This is a genomic window from Paucibacter sp. PLA-PC-4, from assembly GCF_026241155.1.
Lineage (GTDB): Bacteria > Pseudomonadota > Gammaproteobacteria > Burkholderiales > Burkholderiaceae_C > Roseateles_E.
Genome location: NZ_JAPFGP010000004.1, coordinates 95,556 through 111,014, shown reverse-complemented (window position 1 = coordinate 111,014; position 15,459 = coordinate 95,556). Strand labels below are relative to the sequence as shown.

Genomic DNA, 15,459 nt, shown 5'->3' with positions numbered 1-15,459 from the left:
GCATGCCACTGATCGAACGCCTGGGTCGCGGCCTGAAGCAGGCCAGCGGCGCACGCGACTGGCAGGCCCTGGCTCGCTTAGATCGCGAGCTGTCCCTTGCGCTGCGGGACTGGGCCGATGTGGCCAGTTGGAGCGTGGCCGAACGCGGCGCGCTGCAGGCTTTGCACCGACGCCACCAGGAGGCCCGCCTGCACTGCGCGGCTGAACTGCAGAACCTGGCCCAGACCCTGGAGCAGATGCGTGCCGGCCAAGGCCGCTGGCAGGCCTATGCCGAGAGCAGCAACTGGTCCGACAGCGCTCAGGACGAGGAGGCCCGCGCATGAACAGCAACACTCTTCTTCTCAACACCGGCGCCAGTTCCGTGCTGTTGCCTGGCGTGAACGGCGGCGCGCTGCTCAACGCGGCCCCGCCCCTCGGCCAGAACATCGGTCAGATTGGTTTCGCCAACACGCTGGCGCTGCAGCAGGAGGTTGCGTTGGCGCAGCAGCAGACGGCAGCGCTGCCGACCACTGCACAGCCAGCGACTCAGCCCACCGACGTCGCAGACAGCGCTGCGCTCGCGGCGGGAGATGAACCAACGGCCGAAGCAGGGCAGGAGCCCGAGGCTGACCTGAGTCTGGCAGAGCCGGTTCTGGAGGCGCAGTCCAGTCATGCGCTGGCGGCCCTGGGCCTGTGGCAGTCGCTCAATGTGGCGGCGGTGGCGGCTGCGACGCTGCCGGTGCCCGGCACGCCGGGCTTGCAGGCTGCAGCTCTGCCTCTGACCGGCACCCCGGCAGCGCCGACCGGAGCAGCGGCGCCCGACAATCTGCCCGCAACAGCGATCGGGTCGACACCGTTGACCGCGCTCCCGACCTTCCCCATCGGCGCCAAGGCCGGCAGCACGGCCGAAGGTGCTCCGTTGACCGGCTTCGAAGCAGCGCTCACAGTGTCTGTGCCAAGCGGCATCAGCGGCCTGGACAGCGTCCGGCCAGCGCCGGTCGTCGCTGCGGCGGCGCTGTCGAGCGGAGAAGCCGGCCCGGCGCTGGGGCCTGACCTGGTGCTCAAAGGCGAGCCCACCCAGTGGCGGCAGCCGCTGCTGCTGGCCCTAGGTGACCGACTGCAGTTGCAAATCGCCGCCCGCAGCGAGCAGGCCGTGATCAAGCTTGACCCGCCAATGTTGGGTCAGGTCGAGATTGCGATCCGCCAGCAGGCCGGCGAGCTGCAGGTTCGCATGAGCGCCAGCCATGGCGAAGTGGCGCGCCAGCTGCATCAGGTCAGTGACAGCCTGCGCCAGGACCTGGTGCAGCGCCATAGCGGCGATGTGACGGTGCAAGTGACGCAGACCGCACGCGGCGGTGACGACGCGCGCCAGGCAGGCCGCGATGCGCAGCAGCAGCCCTCCCAGCAGCAAGCCCAGGATCAGCACGATCAACAGCGGCGCCCGGGCCGAGGTCTGCATGAGGACGAGGCTTCCGCTCGCGGTTTCGCGAGCTCGCTGATCGCCGCCGACATCCCGGCCTGAACCGACGGACAAGTCCATGAAAAATATCAAACTGATTCTGATCGTTGCCCTGGTGGGCCTGCTGGCGGCGGCCGGCGCCGGCGCTGCCGTCTGGTGGAGCATGGCCAACAAAGCGCCGAGCACCGACAAGGCCGGCAAGCCGGTCGCCGAGGCGCCCGCTAAACCTGCGCCCGACTACAAATATGTGACCCTGGACAAGGTGTTGATCATGCTGCGCGGCCGTGCCGGCGAGACTGTCTCGCACTACATGGCCATCGATGTCGTATTCAAGGCGCTGCCCGAGCAGGAGAAGCGCGCCAAGGAGCATCTACCGCTGCTGCGCACGATCGCGGTCAAGGCGTTGTCGGAGTACACGGTGGAGACGGCGCAGGGCATGACAGTGGCGCAGTTCGCCGATGAGCTCAATAAGGCCTATCAGGCCAACTATGCGGCCGAGCAGCGCGAGCCGCCTTTTGCCGAAGCCCTGATCGGCAAGCTGATCATCGAGTAAGAGCAGCCGAGCGCGCTATGCAAGTCACCGCCTACGCCGAGCTCAACCAGGCCGCCCATGCCGCGCATGCCGGCTTGGGGCCTGACTTCGAGCAACGCCAGCTGCGCGCGTATGCCCCACTGGTCAAGCGTATCGCGCGCCAACTCAATGCGCAGGCCAGCGCGGTGATGGACCGCGAGGACATGGAGCAGATCGGTTTAATGGGCCTGCTAGAAGCCCTGCGCCGCTATGGCGAGCCCGATGAGGCTTTCGGCGCGTTTGCCGCGCTGCGCGTGCGCGGCGCCATCCTTGACGAGCTGCGGCGCCAGGACTGGCGGCCGCGATCGGTGCGCCAGGACAGCCACAAGGTTCGTGACGCGCTGCGCGCGCTGACGCGCAAGCTCGGTCACGAGCCCAGCGAGGCCGAGATCCTTGCGAATCTGAAGTTGACGCCGCAGGCCTGGTCCGCCTATCAGCAAGCCGAGGTGGCGGAGGAGCTGGCCAGCTTTGACGAGCTGGTCCAGGAACTCAGCAATCTGCCCAGCGAGAGTCGCACGCCCGAGGCCCAGCTGATGATCAGCCGCAGCATCGAGCAGGCGCTGACCAGCCTGGACGAGCGTGAGCAGAAGGTTATCCAGCTTTACTACGAATTCGACGCCAGCCTGAAGGAAATCGCCGCGGTGCTGGACCTTACCGAGGCGCGCGTCTCGCAGATCAACAAGGGTGCGTTGCGGAAGATGAAAACCTTCCTGCAGCAAGCCTGACTCAAGAAAGAAGCAACAACCATGCAGCCGTTCATTGGAATCGTCATCGTGCTGGGCTGTGTCTTCGGCGGCTTCATGCTGCACGGCGGCAGCTTCAAGGTGATCTGGCAGCCCGTCGAGCTGCTGATCATCCTGGGCGCCGGCCTGGGTGCCATCGTCCTGGGCAATCCCAAGCATGTGCTGTCTGAGATGGTGCTGCAGCTCAAGAAGGTGATGATGCCGCGCAAGGCCGGCGAGGAGTTTCAGCGCCAGTTGCTGCTGCTGATGTATGAGCTGCTGCAGACGGCGGCCGGTGGCCTGAAGGCGTTGGACGCCCACGTCGAGGCGCCGCACGAGAGCGCGCTGTTCAAGCGCTATCCGCTGATACTGGACGAGCCCAAGCTGCTGCACTTCATCGTCGACAACTTCCGCCTGATGGCCATGGGCAAGATCAATGCGCACGAGCTCGAGGGCGTGCTGGAGCAGGAGCTCGAGGCCATCCATGACGAGTTGGCCCAGCCCTCCAAGTCGCTGCACAAGATCGGCGAGGCGATGCCGGGCTTCGGCATCCTGGCCGCCGTGCTGGGTATCGTGATGGCGATGAGCTCGGTGGCCGAGGGCGCCGATACCGGCCAGATCGCGCTGATGGTGGCGGCGGCCATGGTCGGCACCTTCATCGGCATCTTCTTCTGCTACGCGGTACTGGACCCGCTGAGCAATATGATGAAGCAGCAGGTCCACGAAGAGATGGCGGCGATGGAATCGGTCAAGGTCGTGCTGGTCACCCATGTCTCGGGCAAGCCGCCGCTGCTGGCCATCGACGCCGGTCGCCGCCTGGTGCAGCTGAACATCAAGCCCAGCTTCGCGGTGCTGGAGGGCTGGATCGACAAGATGCAGGACGCCGGCGATGCCGAAGCGACACCGCGCCGCCGCGCCACCGACCGCATGCCGGGAGAGCGCCGTGCAGCCTAGTAGCAAGGTCGGTGCCAAGGCCGACCACCACCAGACCATCGTCAAGCGCTCGGCGCGCAAGCATGACGACGAGGCCCACGGTGGCGCCTGGAAGGTCGCCTTCGCCGACTTCTGCCTGGCCCTGCTGTGCCTGTTCCTGGTGCTGTGGCTGCTGGCCTCGCGCGAGACCGAGGCGATGCAGCAGGTGCTGCAAAGCAATGGCAGCAAGATGCTGGGCGAGGGCAGTGGCACCAGCAATGCGATCGCTGCCGGCATGAAGGGCAGCCTGATCGAGCGTCACCCGGTGCCGGCGCGTGAGCAGGAACTGATGCGCGGCCGCAGCGAGAACCTCGACGACCCGCAGGCCGTCAAGCATTACGAGAGCCCGGCCGAGTTCCGTGATCTGGCGCGCCTGATAGAGCGTGCCAGCGCCGAGGAGGGCCTGCAAGGCAATCTGCAGACCGCGATCACGCCGCAAGGCCTGCGCCTGATGCTGCACGACACCGATGCCGAGGGCATGTTCGACCGTGGCAGCGCGATGCCCAACCAGCGCTTTCGCGCGCTGCTGCGCAAGCTCGGTGCGGTGTTCGCGAAGGTCGACAACCCGCTGCTGATCGTCGGCCATACCGACGCCTCGCAATACCGCGGCCGCAGCATCGGTGCCTTCTCCAACACCGCGCTGTCCAGCCACCGCGCGATGGCGGCGCGCTTTCATCTGCTCGAAGGCGGCATGGCCGAGCGCAGCGTGATGCAGGTCAGCGGCATGGCCGACGCCGCTCCGCTGGACGAGCGCGATCCGAACGCGGCCATCAACCGCCGCATTGAGCTGATAGTACTGACCCACCGCCAGTCGCAGCTGATGGCCTCGATGTTCGGCGCGCCGCGCCAGAGTCTGCCCGTTGCCGACGGCCTGAGCGCCGAAACCCCCGAGGCCATGCGCGAGCTGCGCCGGGTCCTGCAAAGCCCGCCGGCGAACTGAGGACCGGCCATGCGTACCAAAGCAAGAGGTGATCGTATGAGAGTCACAGGACAGAATGGCCAGGCAGTAGATAAGCTGGCCGAGAAGAGCGACATCGGCAAGATTCGCGAGGCCGCACCGGCCGTGCTGGGCGCGGCCACAGCCATCGACGCGGCGCTGGAGTCCAGCACGCTGCAGCCGGCCAAGGCCGTGCTCGCCGAGATGCCCGAGATCGACCAGGCCAAGGTGGACATGCTGCGCGAGGCCCTGGCCCGCGGCGAGATCACCTTTGACGCCGGACGCCTGGCCAAGCTGATCCAGCGCTTCCACGGGGGGCGGGGATGAGCAAGGTCGCCGAGGTGCTGGCGCGCCTGCTGCGCGATCTGCATGCGGATCGTTCGGCCTATGCGCGCCTGCGCGAGCTGCTCGAAGAGCAGTTCCAGGCCGCGCTGCGCCACCGCAGCGAGCAGCTCAGCGCACTTGCCGCCGACATCGTGGCGCTGGTCGAGCAGCTCGACCAGCGCCGTGCGGTGCGCAGCGAGCTGCTGCTGGCGCTGCTGGGCCGCAACAGCAAGCCCAGTGTCGAGGCCTTGCTGCAGCGTCTGTCGGGCGCCAGCGCCCAGACGCTGGCAGCCGCCTGGCAAGGCCTGGAGCAGCAAGTCACCGAATGCAAGGCCCTGAACCTTCGCAACTGCCAGCTGATCACCGACCAGCATGCGCTGATGCTGCGGGTGCTGGGCGTCGAGGAGGTCACCTATGCTGAATACTGATTTCAAGATCGGCGCCGGTTTTCTGGCCTTGCCAGCCGGCGCAACGACACGTGCCGGCGGCGAGTTCTCGAGCCTGTACCGGCAGTTGCATGGCGAGGTCAACCAGTTCATCGAGAACGGCAGCGGGAGCACGGCGACCACGGCGCTGCCGCGCGCCGCTGCGCTGAGTCCCGAGGGTCTATGGCATCAGCTGCAGGCCAGCGGAGAGCCCGTCGAGAACCAAGCTGCCGCACCCAGCCCGACACAGCAGGAGTTTCTACGCGAGATTGCGCCGCTGGCCGAGCAGGCCGGCCAACGCCTGGGCGTCGCGCCCGAGGTGCTGGCAGCGCATGCGGCGCTGGAGTCGGGCTGGGGGCAGAAGCCGATACGCCGCAGCGATGGCAGCGACAGCCACAATCTGTTCGCCCTCAAGGCAGGCGCGAGCTGGCGCGGAGAGGTCGCCGAGGTGATGACCACCGAGTACGAGCAGGGCGCGCCGAGCAAGCGCCGCGAGGGTTTTCGCAGCTATGCAGGCCCGGCTCATGCCTTCAACGACTTTGCCCAGCTGCTGCTGAACAGCCCGCGCTACCAAGCTGCGCTGCAGACCGGTTCCGACGCCCAGGCCTACGGCCGGGCGCTGCAGCAAGGCGGCTATGCGACGGACCCGGCCTATGCCGACAAGCTGGCCGCAACTGCCCAGCGCATCAAAGCGGGTGGCCAATGAAGCAGGCTTCAGCGCAGGGCCGGTTCGACCTGACTCTCGTCCAGCACGCGCGCACTGATGACGCGGCCGCTGGCAAGATTTCGCACACGGATCTGTGCGCCCAGCGCGCCTGCGTCGAGCGCCTCGCCAGCCGCCTGTACCTCGATGCCGCTGTTGCGCGCCACGATGCTCACCTTCTGGCCTCGCTTGATCAGCAGCGCCGCCTGCAACTGGCGTTTGAGCAGCAGCTGACCCGGCCGCAGGCTCGTGCGCGGGCTCTGGCCCAGCACCGTATCGAACTGCGACAGCGCCTCGGGAGCGTTCGTGATGTCACGCCGCTCCAGCAGCACATCGCTCTCGGTAATCACTTGGCCGGGGCGCAGCGCATGGGCAGCCACCAGTACCTCGGCGCTGAGCTGACCGCGCAGCAGAAGAACCTGGTTGGGGGCCGCCGCACGGTCCGGGCAATGGGCGGAGAAGCGCAACCGGCTCAAATAGCGGGTGTCCAGTGCCTCTACCTGCCAGCCACCCGGGCAGGGCGGCGCGCTGCCTGGCTTGGTCGTCGACGTCAGCCGCAACTGCGGCTCCAGCAAGCCCTGGCGCTGAGCTTGCTCCAAGACGTGCCGCTCGGCGAATTCGTTCACGCTGTCGCTGAGCCCGCGTGTCACGGCGGCGCCGACATCGCCGATAGTCACGGCCAGCAAGCTGGCCAGTATCAGATTTCTTGGGGAACAAAGCATGAGTATTGATTTCAGCAAGGCGATGGGCCAGCATGCCGACGCGCTCCGTGTGCGCGCCGAGCGCACCAAGGTGCTGGCCTCCAACATCGCCAATGAGAGCACACCCGGCTATCAGGCGCGAGACATTGATTTTGCAGCCACTCTGCGCCAGGCCCATCAGGACAACCGCGACGGCCTACTGCTCGATACCGAGGGCGAGGACCTGCAGTATCGCGTGCCCTTCCATGCGGCCCAGGATGGCAATACGGTGGAGTTGGGCGTCGAGCAGGCGGCGTTCTCGCAAAACGCCTCGGACTTCCAGACCAGCCTGACCTTTCTGAACATGAAACTCAGAGGCCTGGCCAAGGCCATCAACGGACAGTAAGGAGCAGCGATGTCTTTTAAGCAGATCAGCCAGATCGCGGGCTCGGCCATGTCGGCCCAGACCACGCGTCTTAACACCATCGCCAGCAACCTGGCCAATGCGCAATCGGCCTCAGGTTCAGAGGCAAACACCTACCGGGCACGCAAGCCGGTGTTCGCTGCGCTGGCCGCGCGTGAGGGCCTGGGCGAGCAGCAGCTTGCCGGCAGCCGTGTCCAGGTGCTGGACGTGGTCGAGAGCGGCGAGCCCTTGCGCAAGGTCTACGAGCCCGAGCATCCGCTGGCCAATGAGGCCGGCGAGGTGTTTTATCCGAACGTCAATCCGGTAGCCGAGATGACCGACATGATGTCGGCCTCACGTGCCTTCGAGACCAATGTGGAGGTGATGGGCCGTGTCAAGGCGATGCAGCAGTCGTTGTTGCGCCTGGGAGAGGGCCAATGAGCGCGGTAACGAACGACACCAGCAGCAGCGCCGGCGCCGCCAGCAAGGCCGTCGGCAGCAATGGCGAGGTGTCGCAGCTGTTCACCACCTTGCTGGTGGCCCAGATCAAGAATCAGAACCCGCTGGAGCCGACCGACCCCAGCGAGTTCGTCAACCAGTTGACCCAGTTGAGCCAGATGGAGACCTTGCAGCAGCTAACCGCCCAGGGCGCCAGCAACGCCGGCATGCTGTCGAGCCTGCAGATGCTGACCCTTGGTGCCCAGGTCGGCTCCACCGTGCAAGCGCGGGTCGAGCAGCTCAAGCTCGACAAGCAGCCGGTCGACACCCACTTCACGCTGGACAGCAATGCGAGCCCGGCCACGCTGGTGCTCAAGGGCGCCGATGGAGTTGAGAAGCGCGTCGACCTAGGCCCGCGCGCCGCCGGCGCCAACAGCTACAAGCTGGACCCGGCCGCGCTGGGCCTGGCTAGCGGTAGCTATGAGGTGCGCATTGAGAATGAATCCAAACAGGCTACAGCGGTCGAGGTGGTTGCCGAGCTGCGCAGTGTGCGTCTGACCGGTGACGGCGGTGCCTTGCTGCAACTGGGTGCGCTGGGCGAGATTACGCCGGCCGCCATCACCCAATTCAAAGGCCGCGCCGCGGCCAATTCCTAAATTCACGCGAAGGGCACATCATGAGTTTCGAAATCGCACGCTCGGGCATCAACGCGGTCAGCGGCAGCCTGGAAGCCATCAGCAACAACATCGCCAACTCCGGTACCTACGGCTTCAAGTCCAGCCGCGCCAATTTCTCGGCCATGTACTCGGGCACGCAGATGAACGGCGCCGAGCTCAGCTCGATGTCGCAAAGCATCGAGAAGAGCGGCGGCCTGTTCAACACCGGTCGTGGCATGGACGCGATGATCCAGGGCCGCGGCTTCTTCGCCGTCAGGGACGATTCCGGCCAGCAGGTCTTCACCCGCGTGGGCATCTTTAATGTCGACAAGGACGGCTTCGTCGTCGACGCCAACGGCCGCAAGGCCCAGGGCTATGGCGTGGTGGTCGATGCCACCGGCAAGCCGATTCCGGGTGCGGGCCTGGGGGCGCTCGGCGACCTGAAGGTGCAGACCGGCCAGATCGGCGCCGAAGCCAGCACCAAGCTGGCATTCAACGGCAATCTGTCGGCCGATTGGACCGTGCCTGGCGCACCAGGCCCGTTGCCGGCCTTCGATGCCACTGACCCGACTACCTTCAATAGCTCGATCACCTCGGTAGTGCATGACTCGCTGGGTAGCGTGCACAAAGTGACCCAGTACTTTGTCAAAACCGCCGCCAATGCGGTGACGGTGCGCTACAGCTTCGACGGTGCGGTGCAGCCGGCCACCCAGGCGCTTGGCTTCGACGGCAACGGCAAGCTGACCGGCCCGCTCGCACCGGTGACCTTCGGCCCGGTGGCTATCGCTGGCGGCGCCGCGCCGCTGAGCTTCGACATCGACTACAAGGGCACGACCCAGTACGCCGGTGATACGACGACGCTGACCAACACCGCCGATGGCTACACCGCCGGCACGCTGACCGGGACCGCGATCACGGACGACGGCAGCATTGTCGCGAGCTATAGCAACGGCAAGAAGCAGATCGTCGGCACCTTGGCACTGGCAACTTTTGCCAACGAGAACGCACTGCAGGCGGTCAATGACACGAGCTGGGAGGCCAATGACGCCACTGGCGCCGCGCTGTTCTCGCGCCCCGGATCGGCCACGGCCTCCAAGCTGACCGTCGCTGCGATCGAGCAGTCCAACGTCGACATGACTGGCGAGCTGGTCAATCTGATGTCGGCCCAGCGCAACTACCAGGCCAACACCAAGGTCATCTCGGCTGAGAACGAGATGATGCAGAACCTGATGCAGGCCGTCTGACGATGGATGCGCTGATCTACACCGTAATGAGCGGCGCAGAGCGCGTGCAGCGCGCTCAGCAGGTGCATGCCAACAATCTGGCCAATCTGGAGACGCCGGGCTTTCGCGCCAATATCGAGCAGTCCAATGCCCGTCAGGTCGAGGGCTACGGCTATGCGGCCAGGCATCTGAACGAGCTGGTCAGCGATGTGGTCAGCGCCCGCGAGGGCACGCAGCGCGAAACCGGGCGCGAGCTCGATGTCGCGTTGCAGGGCCAGGGCCTGTTCGCAGTGCAGTACGGCAACGGCGAGGCCTATACCCGCGCCGGCAACTTCACGCTGGATGCCGATGGCAATCTGCTGCTGGGCAAACACCCGGTGCTGGGCGAGGGCGGGCCGATCAACTTGCCGCCTCATAGCAAGGTCGAGATCGGCGCCGACGGCACGATCGCGATCCAAACGCCCGGCACCGCCGAACTGCAGCCGGTCGACAAGCTCAAGCTCGTCAAGCCCGAGTTCGCGCAGCTGATCAAGAACGAGGCTGGCTTGCTGGTCGGCCGCGACGGCGCAGCGCTGGCGGTCGACGAGACGGTGCGCGTCGGCAGCGGCCGGCTCGAGTCCAGCAATGTCTCGGCCGTCGAGGAGATGGTCACGACCATGAGCCTGGCACGCGACTTTGAGCTGCAGATGAAATTGTTCAAGGCCGCTGACAGCATGGCCGACGCAGGCAACCGCCTGGTGCGTGAGTAAGAAACACAGGAGTACACGATGAACCCAGCAATGTGGATCAGCAAGACCGGCGTGCAGGCGCAAGACGCCAAGCTGCAGGCCATCGCCAACAACCTGGCCAATGTCAACACGGTCGGCTTCAAGCGCGACCGGGTGATGTTCGAGGATCTGTTCTATCAGGTCGAGCGTCAGCCCGGCGCCCAGGGCGAGGACGGCGCGGCCGCGCCGGCCGGTGTGCAGCTGGGCAATGGCACGCGCATGGTCGGCACGCAGAAGGTGTTCACCGACGGCAGCCTGCAAACTACCGGTCAGAGCCGCGACATCGCCATCATCGGTCAGGGCTTTTTGCAGGTCGATGGACCCAACGGCCGCCCCGCCTACACCCGCGCTGGCCAGCTGCAAGTCAATGCAGAAGGTCGTCTGACGAATGCCCAGGGTCTGCGGATCCTCCCGGAGATCACCGTGCCGGCCGGTGCGACCCTGACGATTTCTGAGAACGGCACGGTCACGGCAACGGTTCCAGGCAACGCGGCGCCTACTGAACTGGGTCAGCTGCGTCTGACCAACTTCACCAACCCGACCGGCCTGCTGGCGCTGGGCGACAACCTCTACCAGGAAACCACGGCCAGCGGCGCGCCTGCCGAAGGCGTACCTGGCGCCGACGGCATGGGCAAGATCAAGCAGGGTGCACTGGAAGGCTCGAACGTGCAGGTGGTCGAGGAGATGGTCGACATGATCGCCGCCCAGCGCACCTATGAGATGAACACCAAGGTGCTGTCGGCGGCCGACAATATGCTGCAGTACCTGTCGCAGGCGGTGCGCTGATGCGCGCGGTCGGCTCGCTCCTCATCGTCGCGGCCCTGCTGGGCGGCTGCGCCAGCCTGCAGCCGCCAGCGCTGCCCGAGGCCGAGCCGGCCCCGCTGCCGGCGCTGGCCCAGGTCTCGACCAAGGCACGCGCCGGCGGCGTTTTTGTCGCCGGCCGCAACGCTAGCCTTACCGCCGACACGCGCGCCTTCCGCGCCGGCGATGTGCTGACCGTGGTGCTGATGGAAACCACCCAGGCCAGCAAGAGCGCCGGCACCCAGCTGGGCAAGAACAGCAGCGCCGGCTTCTCGGCCAGCCTGCGTGACAAATCCTCGGACGGCTCGCTGGAGGCGCAGCGCGACTTCAACGGCCGCTCCTCGAGCAGCCAGCAGAACACCTTGCAGGGCGCGATCACCGTGGTTGTCCACGAGGTGCTGCCCAACGGCCTGCTGAAGGTGCAGGGCGAGAAAAGCGTCTACCTGAACCAGGGCGAGGAGCTGATACGGCTGGGCGGCTATGTGCGCGCCGCCGATGTCGACAATGACAACCGCGTCTCCTCGCAGCGCGTCGCCAATGCCCGCATCAGCTACAGCGGCACCGGCCATATGGCCGAGGCCAACACCCCCGGCTGGCTGACGCGCTGGTTTGTCAGCGCGCTGATGCCGTTCTGAAGAAAGACAAGCGATGAAGAGCATCTGCATCCTGGCCCTGAGCCTGGCCGCTGGCCTGCTGAGCCTGCCCAGCCATGCCGCTCAGGCGCTGGGCCAACTGGTCAGCATCGAGGGCGTGCGAGACAACCAGCTGCTCGGCTACGGCCTGGTGGTCGGCCTGAACGGCAGCGGCGACAGCACCCAGGTCAAGTTCTCGGGCCAGTCGATCAATAATCTGCTCAAGCAGTTCGGCGTCAAGCAACCCGAGCGCACCGAGGCCAAGAGCAAGAACGTCGCCACCGTGATGGTCAGCGCCACCTTCCCGAGCGGCTACCGGCGCGGCCAGCCCATCGATGTGACCGTGTCCTCGCTGGGCGATGCCAAGAGCCTGCGCGGCGGCGTGCTGCTCTTGACCCAGCTGCATGCGGCCGACGGCGAGGTCTATGCGCTGGCCCAGGGCAATCTGGTGGTCGGCGGCCTCAATGCGCAGGGCCAGAGCGGCTCCAGCGTCACCGTCAACACCCCGACCACCGGCCGGATCCCGAACGGGGCGACGGTGGAGCGCGAGATCGAGAGCGATTTCGACAGCCGGCCCAGCGTGCAGTTGAGCCTGAAGCGTCCCAACTTCCAGACCGCCACCTCCATCGTCGAGACCATCAACCGCCGCTACGGCGAGATTGCCAGCACCCGCGATGCCACCAGTGTGGAGGTGCAGGCCCCCTCCAACCCGACCCAGCGCGTTGCCTTTATGGCGGGGTTGCAGGCGATCAAGGTCGAGGTCGGCGCCGAGCTGCCCAAGGTCATCTTCAACTCGCGCACTGGCACCGTCGTGATCGCCGAGGGCGTGCGCGTCAAGCCGGCGGCGGTCTCGCATGGCTCGCTGAAGGTGGTGATCAGCGAGCGGCCCCAGGTCAGCCAGCCCCAGCCCTTCAGCCAAGGCCAGACCCAAGTGACACCGCAGTCCCGCGTCGCGGTCGACCAAGGCAATGGCCGCATGCTGCGCTGGCCGGCCGGTGCCAGCCTGCAGGCCATAGTCGACACGATCAACAGCATTGGTGCGAACCCGGACGATCTGATGGCTATCTTGCAGGCACTGGACCAGGCCGGCGCGATCGAGGGCGAATTGCAGGTGATCTGATCATGAAACTCGACACGCAACTCAATCCCGCCGCGCCGGGTGCCACCCCTGGTGCCGATGCCGACGCGGTCCGCCTGCAGACGCGTGCCGCCGAAGCGGCCGAGAAGTTCGAGGCATTCTTCATCAAGCAGATGATGAGCCAGATGCGCTCGGCCACCCGCGCGCTGGCCGACGACGACAGCCCGCTAAAGAACAAGGTCAACGAGGACATGATGGACATGGCCGACGGCCTGGTGGCTGATGCGATGGCGGGCCAACGTGCATTCGGCATCGCCGACCTGATGCTCAAACAGATCCTGCCTCCAGCCGGTTTAAGTCCGGCTGCAGTTCGGTCGCCTTCCCAGCATGACGAGTCCAAGCAGGGCAGCAAACCATGAGCATGATCTTCAACGCACTGTCCGGCGCGATCGCTGCGCAGGCGGCACTGAACACCAACAGCCAGAACATTGCCAACGCGATGACGCCAGGTTACACCCGCCAGGGCGTGCTGCTGGGCTCAGTCCAGCCGGGCAGCAGCGGCAGCAACGCGGCCGGCGCTGGCGTGGCTGTCTCGGGCCTGCTGCGCTTCAATGACGGTTACAAATCGCTGCAGATGTGGCAAGCGGCCTCGAACCTCGGCCAGTACAAGGCCGGTCAGCCCTATCTGAACCAGTTGGAGCAAGTGATGTCGGACGACACCTCCAACATCAACCAGGGGCTCGATGCGTTCTTCGCCGCGCTCAATGCCGCCAGCGTGCAGCCCGATTCAGGCCCCTTGCGCGAACAAGTGATTACGGCGGCCGACGGCCTGGTCAAGCGCGTGGGCAGCCTTCAAAGCCTGCTGAGTGGGCAGCAGACCGCGCTGCTAGCGCAGCGCGGCGCGGCCATCAACCAGGTCAACAGCCATACCCAGAGCATCGCACTGCTGAACAAGCAGATCGCCGCGGCCCAGGCCACCGGCATCAACACCTCTGGCTTGCTCGACGCGCGCGACCAACAGGTCGATGCGCTGTCCTCGCTTGCCGGTCTGCAGGTCGTCAACCAGCCGGACGGCAGCATCAGCGTCTCCTTGAAGAACGGCCAGCCGCTGGTGCTAGGCAGCGAATCGGCGGTGATGAGCCAGAACGCCGGCGACTTGGAGCTGAGCTTCGCCAACAGCACGTTCAAGGTGCTGGGCCAGAACCTAGGCGGTCAGCTCGGCGGGCTACAGGACTTCGAGACTCAGGTACTCAAGCCGATGCAAAGCTCGATCGGCGAGCTGGCCCAAGGCATTTCGACGACCTTCAACACCCAGCTTGCCGCAGGCGCCGCACCGCCGGTCGCAGGGCCCGGTCAGCCGCTGTTCGACTACAGCGGCGGCAAGCTCAAGCTGACCGGCCTAACCGCCGCCCAACTGGCCTTTGCTGCTCCGGGTGGCGCGGTCGGCGACAGCAGCAATCTGAAGGCCTTGATCGGGCTGAAGAGCCAGACCATCAGTGTCGACGGCAAGCTGACGGTGATGGGCGATGTCTACACCCAGCTGGTCGGCAAGCTGGGTGTGCAGAGCCAGCAGAATATCGCCGCGCAAAAAACGGCGATCACGGTGCGCGACCAGGCCGAGGAGAGCTGGAAGTCCACCAGCGGTGTCAACAACGACGAAGAGGCCATCAATCTGATGCAGTACAAGCAGATGTACGAGGCCAATATGAAGGTCGTAGCAGTGGCCAATGCCTTGTTTGACAGCACGTTGGCAATGATCCGCTGACAGCCTCAGGAAGCCAGACCATGCGTATCGCCAGCAACCAATACCACGCCACGATGAACAGCGCGCTGCAGGCGGCCAACAGCGGCCTGAGCCGCGTGATGCAGCAGATGGCCTCGGGCAACCGCGTCATGCTGCCCTCGGATGACACCATCGCGACGGTGCGGCTGGCCCGGCTGTCCCGCGAGGAGGCGGCGCTGGATCAGTACCGCAGTAATGCCGGTGCGCTGAAAACCCGGCTGCAGGCCAACGAAGTCACGCTGGACTCGATGAAAAACGATCTGATGATGGCCCGCGATCTGCTGGTCTGGGCCGCCGACGGCGCCAACACGCCAGCTGATGTTGCCGCGATGGCCACCTCGTTGGAAGCGCTGCGCGACAGCCTGTTCTTCGTCGCCAACACCCGCAATGCCGAGGGCAAGTACCTGTTCTCGGGCACCGCAACCGATGTCGCCACGGTGACCGACACCGGCGCCGCGCCGCCGGCCCGCTATGCCCAGAATGCCGCGGTCAACGGCCTCACGCAGGATGTCGCGGTGGGCGACGGCGTCACCTTGGCCGCCAATATCTCGTTGGGCAGCCTGAGCTTCGCCGACTTCCTGAACAAGCTCGATACGGCAGCCAGTGCCTTCAAGACCGGCAGCTACACCGGCACCACCGCGCGCGACCAGCTGGTCGAGACCGACCTGATGTTGGACGGCATCAGCGGCCAGATCAGCGTGCTGGGCGGGCGACAGAACGTGCTGCAAACAATGGCCGACAACCAGGCTGCGATCAGCCTGGCCAACAAGCAGGCGTATATCGACCTGGCTCAGCTTGACTATGGCGAGGCCTCGGTGCGCCTGAACAGCCACACGCTTGCAGTGCAGGCCACGCAAAAGGCCTATGCCAAGGTCAGCCAGCTGAGCCTGTTCAACGCTTTCTGAA

At 65.8% G+C, this 15,459-nt stretch carries 21 protein-coding genes; 20 read left to right on the top strand and 1 reads right to left on the bottom strand.

Annotated elements, in window-relative coordinates:
- Positions 1–2 precede the first annotated feature (2 nt).
- Genes OOZ63_RS07605 through flgJ form a run of 9 tightly spaced genes read left to right on the top strand, consistent with a single transcriptional unit; the run spans position 3 to position 6,095 of the window.
- Positions 3–323 carry a hypothetical protein gene (locus OOZ63_RS07605; RefSeq protein ID WP_266004836.1) on the top strand — a complete coding sequence of 107 codons (321 nt, stop codon included), beginning with the start codon at positions 3–5 and terminating at the stop codon, positions 321–323.
- Positions 320–1,501 carry a flagellar hook-length control protein FliK gene (locus tag OOZ63_RS07600; RefSeq protein WP_266004835.1) on the top strand — a complete coding sequence of 394 codons (1,182 nt, stop codon included), beginning with the start codon at positions 320–322 and terminating at the stop codon, positions 1,499–1,501. The genes OOZ63_RS07605 and OOZ63_RS07600 overlap by 4 nt, the downstream gene beginning before the upstream one ends.
- Before the next feature lie 16 nt (positions 1,502–1,517).
- A complete protein-coding gene (locus OOZ63_RS07595) occupies positions 1,518–1,991 on the top strand; it encodes a flagellar basal body-associated FliL family protein (protein WP_266004834.1) in 474 nt (157 codons plus the stop codon).
- A gap of 17 nt (positions 1,992–2,008) precedes the next feature.
- A complete protein-coding gene (locus tag OOZ63_RS07590; RefSeq protein WP_266004833.1) occupies positions 2,009–2,734 on the top strand; it encodes a FliA/WhiG family RNA polymerase sigma factor in 726 nt (241 codons plus the stop codon).
- A 21-nt stretch (positions 2,735–2,755) separates the two neighbouring features.
- Positions 2,756–3,685, top strand: coding sequence for a flagellar motor stator protein MotA (gene motA, locus OOZ63_RS07585; protein WP_266004832.1), 930 nt, complete (start codon positions 2,756–2,758; stop codon positions 3,683–3,685).
- Positions 3,675–4,643, top strand: coding sequence for a flagellar motor protein MotB (locus tag OOZ63_RS07580; protein ID WP_266004831.1), 969 nt, complete (start codon positions 3,675–3,677; stop codon positions 4,641–4,643). Before motA ends, OOZ63_RS07580 begins: the two co-directional genes overlap by 11 nt.
- Before the next feature lie 36 nt (positions 4,644–4,679).
- On the top strand, positions 4,680–4,967 hold the full coding sequence (flgM, locus tag OOZ63_RS07575) for a flagellar biosynthesis anti-sigma factor FlgM (protein WP_266004830.1): 288 nt from the start codon (positions 4,680–4,682) through the stop codon (positions 4,965–4,967).
- Positions 4,964–5,392 carry a flagellar export chaperone FlgN gene (gene flgN / locus OOZ63_RS07570; RefSeq protein ID WP_266004829.1) on the top strand — a complete coding sequence of 143 codons (429 nt, stop codon included), beginning with the start codon at positions 4,964–4,966 and terminating at the stop codon, positions 5,390–5,392. Before flgM ends, flgN begins: the two co-directional genes overlap by 4 nt.
- Complete coding sequence (gene flgJ / locus OOZ63_RS07565; protein ID WP_266004828.1) at positions 5,379–6,095, top strand: flagellar assembly peptidoglycan hydrolase FlgJ; 717 nt, start codon at positions 5,379–5,381, stop codon at positions 6,093–6,095. The genes flgN and flgJ overlap by 14 nt, the downstream gene beginning before the upstream one ends.
- A gap of 8 nt (positions 6,096–6,103) precedes the next feature.
- Here the strand turns inward: flgJ and flgA are convergent, their stop codons facing one another.
- Complete coding sequence (flgA, locus tag OOZ63_RS07560) at positions 6,104–6,814, bottom strand: flagellar basal body P-ring formation chaperone FlgA (protein WP_266004827.1); 711 nt, start codon at positions 6,812–6,814, stop codon at positions 6,104–6,106.
- On the opposite strand from flgA, the gene flgB reads away from it, so the two are divergent.
- Genes flgB through flgL form a run of 11 tightly spaced genes read left to right on the top strand, consistent with a single transcriptional unit; the run spans position 6,813 to position 15,458 of the window.
- The gene (flgB, locus tag OOZ63_RS07555; protein WP_266004826.1) at positions 6,813–7,178 is read left to right on the top strand and encodes a flagellar basal body rod protein FlgB; all 366 of its coding nucleotides are present in this window, start codon (positions 6,813–6,815) and stop codon (positions 7,176–7,178) included. The genes flgA and flgB overlap by 2 nt on opposite strands.
- 9 nt (positions 7,179–7,187) lie before the next feature.
- Entirely contained in the window at positions 7,188–7,616 is a 429-nt protein-coding gene (gene flgC / locus OOZ63_RS07550; RefSeq protein WP_266004825.1) for a flagellar basal body rod protein FlgC, read from the top strand.
- Positions 7,613–8,269 (top strand): flagellar hook capping FlgD N-terminal domain-containing protein, encoded by a 657-nt coding sequence (locus OOZ63_RS07545; RefSeq protein ID WP_266004824.1) that lies wholly within the window; start codon positions 7,613–7,615, stop codon positions 8,267–8,269. Before flgC ends, OOZ63_RS07545 begins: the two co-directional genes overlap by 4 nt.
- A 20-nt stretch (positions 8,270–8,289) precedes the next feature.
- On the top strand, positions 8,290–9,513 hold the full coding sequence (locus OOZ63_RS07540) for a flagellar hook protein FlgE (RefSeq protein WP_266004822.1): 1,224 nt from the start codon (positions 8,290–8,292) through the stop codon (positions 9,511–9,513).
- Between the two features lie 2 nt (positions 9,514–9,515).
- Positions 9,516–10,241 carry a flagellar basal body rod protein FlgF gene (locus OOZ63_RS07535; protein ID WP_266004821.1) on the top strand — a complete coding sequence of 242 codons (726 nt, stop codon included), beginning with the start codon at positions 9,516–9,518 and terminating at the stop codon, positions 10,239–10,241.
- An 18-nt stretch (positions 10,242–10,259) separates the two neighbouring features.
- A complete protein-coding gene (gene flgG / locus OOZ63_RS07530; RefSeq protein ID WP_266004820.1) occupies positions 10,260–11,045 on the top strand; it encodes a flagellar basal-body rod protein FlgG in 786 nt (261 codons plus the stop codon).
- A complete protein-coding gene (gene flgH, locus OOZ63_RS07525) occupies positions 11,045–11,695 on the top strand; it encodes a flagellar basal body L-ring protein FlgH (RefSeq protein WP_266004819.1) in 651 nt (216 codons plus the stop codon). Before flgG ends, flgH begins: the two co-directional genes overlap by 1 nt.
- Before the next feature lie 13 nt (positions 11,696–11,708).
- The gene (locus tag OOZ63_RS07520; protein ID WP_266004818.1) at positions 11,709–12,812 is read left to right on the top strand and encodes a flagellar basal body P-ring protein FlgI; all 1,104 of its coding nucleotides are present in this window, start codon (positions 11,709–11,711) and stop codon (positions 12,810–12,812) included.
- Positions 12,813–12,814: 2 nt separating this feature from the next.
- The gene (locus OOZ63_RS07515; protein ID WP_266004817.1) at positions 12,815–13,189 is read left to right on the top strand and encodes a rod-binding protein; all 375 of its coding nucleotides are present in this window, start codon (positions 12,815–12,817) and stop codon (positions 13,187–13,189) included.
- The gene (flgK, locus tag OOZ63_RS07510) at positions 13,186–14,535 is read left to right on the top strand and encodes a flagellar hook-associated protein FlgK (protein WP_266004816.1); all 1,350 of its coding nucleotides are present in this window, start codon (positions 13,186–13,188) and stop codon (positions 14,533–14,535) included. The genes OOZ63_RS07515 and flgK overlap by 4 nt, the downstream gene beginning before the upstream one ends.
- Positions 14,536–14,555: 20 nt before the next feature.
- Positions 14,556–15,458 carry a flagellar hook-associated protein FlgL gene (gene flgL, locus OOZ63_RS07505; protein ID WP_266004815.1) on the top strand — a complete coding sequence of 301 codons (903 nt, stop codon included), beginning with the start codon at positions 14,556–14,558 and terminating at the stop codon, positions 15,456–15,458.
- The last annotated feature ends 1 nt before the right edge of the window (position 15,459 follow it).

What these genes read in the sequence shown, in the direction of transcription:
- OOZ63_RS07605 (WP_266004836.1), top strand. Translation starts at nt 3, where the DNA reads ATGCCACTGATCGAACGCCTGGGTCGCGGCCTGAAGCAGGCCAGCGGC.
- OOZ63_RS07600 (WP_266004835.1), top strand. Translation starts at nt 320, where the DNA reads ATGAACAGCAACACTCTTCTTCTCAACACCGGCGCCAGTTCCGTGCTG.
- OOZ63_RS07595 (WP_266004834.1), top strand. Translation starts at nt 1,518, where the DNA reads ATGAAAAATATCAAACTGATTCTGATCGTTGCCCTGGTGGGCCTGCTG.
- OOZ63_RS07590 (WP_266004833.1), top strand. Translation starts at nt 2,009, where the DNA reads ATGCAAGTCACCGCCTACGCCGAGCTCAACCAGGCCGCCCATGCCGCG.
- motA (WP_266004832.1), top strand. Translation starts at nt 2,756, where the DNA reads ATGCAGCCGTTCATTGGAATCGTCATCGTGCTGGGCTGTGTCTTCGGC.
- flgM (WP_266004830.1), top strand. Translation starts at nt 4,680, where the DNA reads ATGAGAGTCACAGGACAGAATGGCCAGGCAGTAGATAAGCTGGCCGAG.
- flgN (WP_266004829.1), top strand. Translation starts at nt 4,964, where the DNA reads ATGAGCAAGGTCGCCGAGGTGCTGGCGCGCCTGCTGCGCGATCTGCAT.
- flgJ (WP_266004828.1), top strand. Translation starts at nt 5,379, where the DNA reads ATGCTGAATACTGATTTCAAGATCGGCGCCGGTTTTCTGGCCTTGCCA.
- flgB (WP_266004826.1), top strand. Translation starts at nt 6,813, where the DNA reads ATGAGTATTGATTTCAGCAAGGCGATGGGCCAGCATGCCGACGCGCTC.
- flgA (WP_266004827.1), bottom strand. Translation starts at nt 6,814, where the DNA reads ATGCTTTGTTCCCCAAGAAATCTGATACTGGCCAGCTTGCTGGCCGTG.
- flgC (WP_266004825.1), top strand. Translation starts at nt 7,188, where the DNA reads ATGTCTTTTAAGCAGATCAGCCAGATCGCGGGCTCGGCCATGTCGGCC.
- OOZ63_RS07545 (WP_266004824.1), top strand. Translation starts at nt 7,613, where the DNA reads ATGAGCGCGGTAACGAACGACACCAGCAGCAGCGCCGGCGCCGCCAGC.
- OOZ63_RS07540 (WP_266004822.1), top strand. Translation starts at nt 8,290, where the DNA reads ATGAGTTTCGAAATCGCACGCTCGGGCATCAACGCGGTCAGCGGCAGC.
- OOZ63_RS07535 (WP_266004821.1), top strand. Translation starts at nt 9,516, where the DNA reads ATGGATGCGCTGATCTACACCGTAATGAGCGGCGCAGAGCGCGTGCAG.
- flgG (WP_266004820.1), top strand. Translation starts at nt 10,260, where the DNA reads ATGAACCCAGCAATGTGGATCAGCAAGACCGGCGTGCAGGCGCAAGAC.
- flgH (WP_266004819.1), top strand. Translation starts at nt 11,045, where the DNA reads ATGCGCGCGGTCGGCTCGCTCCTCATCGTCGCGGCCCTGCTGGGCGGC.
- OOZ63_RS07520 (WP_266004818.1), top strand. Translation starts at nt 11,709, where the DNA reads ATGAAGAGCATCTGCATCCTGGCCCTGAGCCTGGCCGCTGGCCTGCTG.
- OOZ63_RS07515 (WP_266004817.1), top strand. Translation starts at nt 12,815, where the DNA reads ATGAAACTCGACACGCAACTCAATCCCGCCGCGCCGGGTGCCACCCCT.
- flgK (WP_266004816.1), top strand. Translation starts at nt 13,186, where the DNA reads ATGAGCATGATCTTCAACGCACTGTCCGGCGCGATCGCTGCGCAGGCG.
- flgL (WP_266004815.1), top strand. Translation starts at nt 14,556, where the DNA reads ATGCGTATCGCCAGCAACCAATACCACGCCACGATGAACAGCGCGCTG.